Origin of the sequence: Flavobacterium sp. (assembly GCF_043720215.1) — a bacterium.
GTDB lineage: Bacteria > Bacteroidota > Bacteroidia > Flavobacteriales > Flavobacteriaceae > Flavobacterium.
In genome coordinates, this window is the sequence record NZ_JAYSSZ010000053.1 from 1 (window position 1) to 5,431 (window position 5,431).

The 5,431-nt window shown below is 32.1% G+C and carries 4 protein-coding genes; 3 read left to right on the forward strand and 1 reads right to left on the reverse strand.

Annotated elements, in window-relative coordinates; translation table 11 throughout:
• Positions 1-289: 289 nt before the first annotated feature.
• Positions 290-1,732 (forward strand): T9SS type A sorting domain-containing protein, encoded by a 1,443-nt coding sequence (locus tag ACHZC3_RS02265; protein WP_394758254.1) that lies wholly within the window; start codon positions 290-292, stop codon positions 1,730-1,732.
• Between the two features lie 55 nt (positions 1,733-1,787).
• On the opposite strand, the gene ACHZC3_RS02270 is transcribed toward ACHZC3_RS02265, so the two are convergent.
• Entirely contained in the window at positions 1,788-3,248 is a 1,461-nt protein-coding gene (locus ACHZC3_RS02270) for an aminoacyl-histidine dipeptidase (RefSeq protein WP_394758255.1), read from the reverse strand.
• A gap of 185 nt (positions 3,249-3,433) precedes the next feature.
• On the opposite strand from ACHZC3_RS02270, the gene ACHZC3_RS02275 reads away from it, so the two are divergent.
• Together ACHZC3_RS02275 and ACHZC3_RS02280 are read left to right on the forward strand one after the other, a co-directional pair.
• A complete protein-coding gene (locus tag ACHZC3_RS02275) occupies positions 3,434-3,733 on the forward strand; it encodes a hypothetical protein (protein ID WP_394758256.1) in 300 nt (99 codons plus the stop codon).
• A 58-nt stretch (positions 3,734-3,791) separates the two neighbouring features.
• Positions 3,792-5,363, forward strand: coding sequence for a SulP family inorganic anion transporter (locus tag ACHZC3_RS02280; protein ID WP_394758257.1), 1,572 nt, complete (start codon positions 3,792-3,794; stop codon positions 5,361-5,363).
• Positions 5,364-5,431 lie beyond the last annotated feature (68 nt).

Sequence of the window (5,431 nt, forward strand, 5' to 3'; positions counted from 1 at the left end):
TATATAAAATATTGTCATTCAGAGAAACTAAGGGTTTTTTATTCCCATAAATTATAAGATTAAATGGTGACTAGTCCTAAATAATCGAAACAGATTATTTAGGACTAGTCAATTATTTACTATTTCACAGGAATATTCTCCAAAATTTCCAATACAAATTTATAAAATTTCTGAGAAGATTTTATCGAAGCTCTTTCGTCAGTCCTTTTTGTTCCAATAAATTTAATTAAAAATAAAAAAATCAATCTATTATCCGAAAATTTAGATATTTTTGTTAAAAACACTCATTATGCTAAAAAAATACAATTACTTAATTTTATCGTGCTTTATTTTTGTACAAACTTATGCACAAACTGTAATTAATTCTCCAAATTGCGTACCAACAGTTACTAATGTCTCTTGTGAAACTGCCACTATATTAGATGTACAAAGTGGTTATATAGGTATTAATACAAATAATATTTGTATACCTACAACTAATTCAGAATATTGTGACCCAACTGGACTAGTACAAGATGTTTGGTATAAATTTACTGCTCCACTTTCTGGTGGTATTCAATTTGCTTATGGAGGCGCTACTAATACTAATAGTAAATCTATAGCTATTTTAAAAGGTACTTGTGGTAATTTTGAGGTTGTTTATTGCGCAAATTATGATTCTACATCTATGAATTATAATGGATTAGAACCTGGTGCAACATACTATATTAGAGTAGCATCTACTCCAGCGACTGAAGACACATTCTCTTTCAATATTGGACCTTACTGTTCATCTCCATATAATATATATGCTACAGACATAACAATGTCAAATGTAAATATTACATGGACACGAACTTCAAATTATTATGAATACGTGTTAGACCAAAATAGCAACAATCCAGCATCAAATGGAAATCAAATTTATACTGAAAACATTTCATATTCTGGGTTAAATCCTGCAACAACTTATTATTTTCATGTTAGAACTGATTGTAGAAATGGTTCTTATAGTCCTTGGAGTACAATATCTTTCAATACTTTATATACTGGAGCATTTATAAATGATGATTGTGAAGGAGCTTTACAAATTCCAGTTTCAGATTCTTTTAATAGTGCAATAATAATTGCATCATTAGCTGGAGCAACTAATTCTGAAATAGCCAATCCTTTTATTCCTGACCCAGGTTGCGCTAATTATGTTGGTGGCGACGCTTGGTATACCTTAATTGTTCCCGCAACAGGAAATGTAACTATTGAAACAGCTTATTTGCCAGGAAGTACTGTGACTGATACAGGTTTAGCAATATATTCTGGTTTTTGTAATAACCTTGAATTAATTGAATGTAATGACGATTATGGGGGTTGGTTTTCTCGTATTGACATAGCAGGAAGGCTCCCAGGAGAAATATTAAATGCTCGAGTTTGGAGATTTGGTGCTGCTACTGACAAAATAAATACTGCTGGAGAATTTAAAATTGGAGCTTATGATGCAACTTTAAAAATAGATTCATTTGAATTGGATGATTTAAGTATTTATCCTAATCCGGTTAAAAACACATTGAACATATCAAATGGTAAAAGTATCGAAAGTATTATAATCTATAATTTATTAGGACAAATAGTACTAAATAAAAAAGTAGATTCGATTAATACTGAAATAGACATGTCTCATTTAAATTCAGGTACATACTTAGCAAAAATTATCACTAATGCAGGAACCATGAAAACAGTGAATGTTGTAAAAGAATAAAATATTAGGAAATGTAATAATAAAGGCGCTCATTGAGCGCCTTTATTATTTGAAATTATCTTTGAGGAATATTCTCCAAAATTTCCAATACAAATTTATAGAATTTCTGAGAAGATTTTATCGAAGCTCTTTCGTCTGGAGAGTGCGCACCATGAATAGTTGGTCCAAAAGAAATCATATCCATATCTGGATAATTTGTTCCTAGAATTCCACATTCTAAACCAGCATGACAAGCCGCTACATTTGGTTTTTCGTTGTTTTGTTTTTCGTAAATTTTAACTAATAAATCAAGAATTTCTGAATTTACATTTGGTGTCCAACCTGGATAACTTCCAGAACATTCCACTTCGCAACCAAATAATTCGTAAGCTGAACGCAACGCATTAGCCAAATCAAATTTAGAACTTTCAACAGAAGAACGGGTTAGATTTTGAATCGTTATTTCACCATCTTTTACAATCACACGTGCAATATTATTAGACGTTTCTACCAATCCTGGAATATCAGCACTCATTCTATAAACACCATTATGAGCAGCATAAATAGAACGAATTAATCCTTCTTGAACACCCAAATCCATTACTTTAATAGGTAAATCGCTTTTTACAATTTCGATAGTTAAGTTAGGTTCCATCGTTTTAAATTCGGATTTAATATCTCCAATAATTTCTTGTATATCAAATACAAAAGCTTCGTCATACATAGCTGCAACAATAACTTTAGCATTGCTTTCACGTGGAATTGCATTACGCAAACTTCCACCGTTTATTTCGGCAACTTGCAATCCAAAATTCTCAAATCCGTCAAATAACAAACGGTTCATTATTTTATTAGCATTACCCAAACCTTTGTGAATATCCATTCCTGAATGACCACCATTCAAACCTTTTACTGTAATTAGATATCCGACAGAACCTTCTGGAATCTCTTCTTCGTTATAACTTCTTGTTGCTGTAACATCAATTCCACCTGCACAACCAATACCTATTTCGTCATCTTCTTCGGTATCCATATTCAAAAGAATATCACCACGTAGAATGCCACCTTTTAGATTTAGCGCCCCTGTCATTCCAGTTTCTTCATCAATAGTAAATAAAGCTTCAATCGCTGGATGTTTGATGGTTTTACTTTCTAAAATTGCCATAATCATCGCTACTCCAAGACCATTATCTGCACCAAGAGTAGTTCCTCGAGCACGAACCCAGTCTCCATCTACATACATGTCAATTCCTTGAGTATCAAAATCGAAAATAGTATCACCATTTTTTTGATGCACCATATCTAAATGTCCTTGCAAAACCAAAGCTTTTCGGTTTTCCATTCCTGCAGTTGCTGGTTTTCGGATAATTACGTTACGAATGTCGTCTTCAAAAGTTTCTAGACCTAAACTGTTTCCGAATTCTTTCATAAATTCGATCACTCTATCTTCTTTTTTTGATGGACGAGGAACTGCGTTTAAATCGGCAAATTTGTTCCAAAGATCTTTTGGTTCAAGGTTTCTTATTTCTTGGCTCATTATTTTGTTAGTTTCTAAATTGAAAAGGTCAAAGTTACAAAGTTTAAAACTCTTTTTTGATAAAAATTTCTTTATAGTTTTTTAAAAAAATATTGGATTAACAACTGTGTTAAAAAAAATATAAATTAATTAATCCAATTATAAAATGGTAATGATTAAAATATTTTTTTAATTATATTCGCAACATGAAATTTTCATCAAGAATAATTTTAATCTTTTTTATTTCCTTTCAGTTTTCATCAACTATAATTAGCTTGATTAATTCAGATAAAGGAAATACTATTGTTATTAATTTTTTTGATGAAAATGAAGATTCAAAAGAAACAGAAAAAAATAAAGAACTTAAATTTGAGTTTATTTATGCTAACGCTAACGATTTCTCTTTTCTTATAAAAGAATCTAATTCAAAAGTTTTTACACCTTATCTGTTGAAAGAATACTCAGCACTGTCTACCCAATTTCTTCTTCCGCCAGAATTAGTTTAAAATGAACAAAAGCACAAGATTTACTTGTGATTATTTATTATTTTAAATTAAAATTTGGATGTCAAAAAAAACAAATATTTTTGCTAACCTTAAATCTGATTTTGCGTCAGGTTTAGTGGTTTTTTTGGTGGCGTTGCCACTGTGTTTAGGAATTGCATTGGCGAGTGGAGCGCCATTATTTTCAGGAATTATTTCGGGAATTATTGGTGGTATTGTAGTTGGATTTTTAAGTAAATCTCATTTATCCGTTTCTGGTCCAGCAGCTGGTTTAACAGCTATAGTTTTGTCGCAAATCTCAACCCTTGGTGCTTTCGATATTTTCTTAACAGCGGTTTTATTGGCTGGATTGATGCAATTAGTTCTCGGATTTATAAAGGCGGGAAGTATTTCTAACTTTTTCCCAACTAATGTGATTGAAGGTATGTTGGCCGGAATTGGAGTAATTATTTTCTTAAAACAAATTCCAAAAGCCTTAGGATCTGACGTTTCAGTTGGTTCGGGATTAAAAATATTTACGGATGTAGCTGCCGCTTTTGGTGACATCAAAATTGGCGTGATGATTGTAACCGCAATTTCATTAGCTATTATTTTAATCTGGAACAAAATACCAGCTTTAAGTAGCATCAAACTACTTCCTGCAGCATTGATAGCTGTAACTGTTGGTGTACTGATTAATGAATTTTTATTTAAAGGAACTTCTTTAGAAATCACAGAAAAATATTTGGTATCCTTACCAGTACCAACTTCTGTTGAAGAGTTTAAAGCAATAATAGTAACACCAAATTTTGCTGCTTTTACCAATGTGAATGTTTGGATTGCGGCAGCGACTATTGCTATTGTTGCTTCTATCGAAACCTTATTGTGTATTGAAGCAGCCGACAGAATGGATGTTCAAAAACGTTATACAGATACCAATGTAGAACTAAAAGCTCAAGGTGTCGGAAATATAGTAAGTGCTCTTTTGGGTGGATTACCAATGACTTCTGTTGTTGTACGAACTTCTGCAAATGCAAATGCGGGTGCAAAATCAAAAATGTCATCCATTATACATGGTGTTCTGTTACTGATTAGTGTTTTGACAATTCCGGTTTTGCTAAACAAAATCCCTTTTGCAACACTAGCTGCAATACTATTATTAATAGGTTACAAATTGGCTAAACCAAGTGTTTTTAAACATTTTTGGCAAGGTGGCAAATACCAATTTTTACCTTTTATAGCCACTTTTGGGGCCGTTGTGTTTTTAGATTTATTAAAAGGAGTAGCACTCGGAATGATTATTAGCGTGCTTTTCATCTTGCGAGGAAACATGAAACGTGCCTACAATTTCAAGAAAGAAGACTATAAAGAAGGTGATACGATTCATATCGATTTGGCGCAAGAAGTTTCGTTTTTGAACAAATCGGCAATCAAATCGACTTTGGCAGAAATTCCAGAAAACTCAAAAGTGATTATTGATGCTTCCCAAACGGTTTATATCGCTCACGACGTGCTCGATTTGATTAAGGAATTTAGCACTATCAAGGCCAAAGAGGAAAATTTACAAGTAAGTTTAGTGGGTTTCAAACCCGAATACAATCTTGAAAATACAGGAGAAGAAAGCAAACATGTATTTGTAGAACATCAAAAATAAATTTTGTTCAATAATATGAAAATAGTAAACTTCCTGCTGCTCACTATTTTTTTTTGGAATGTATCTTT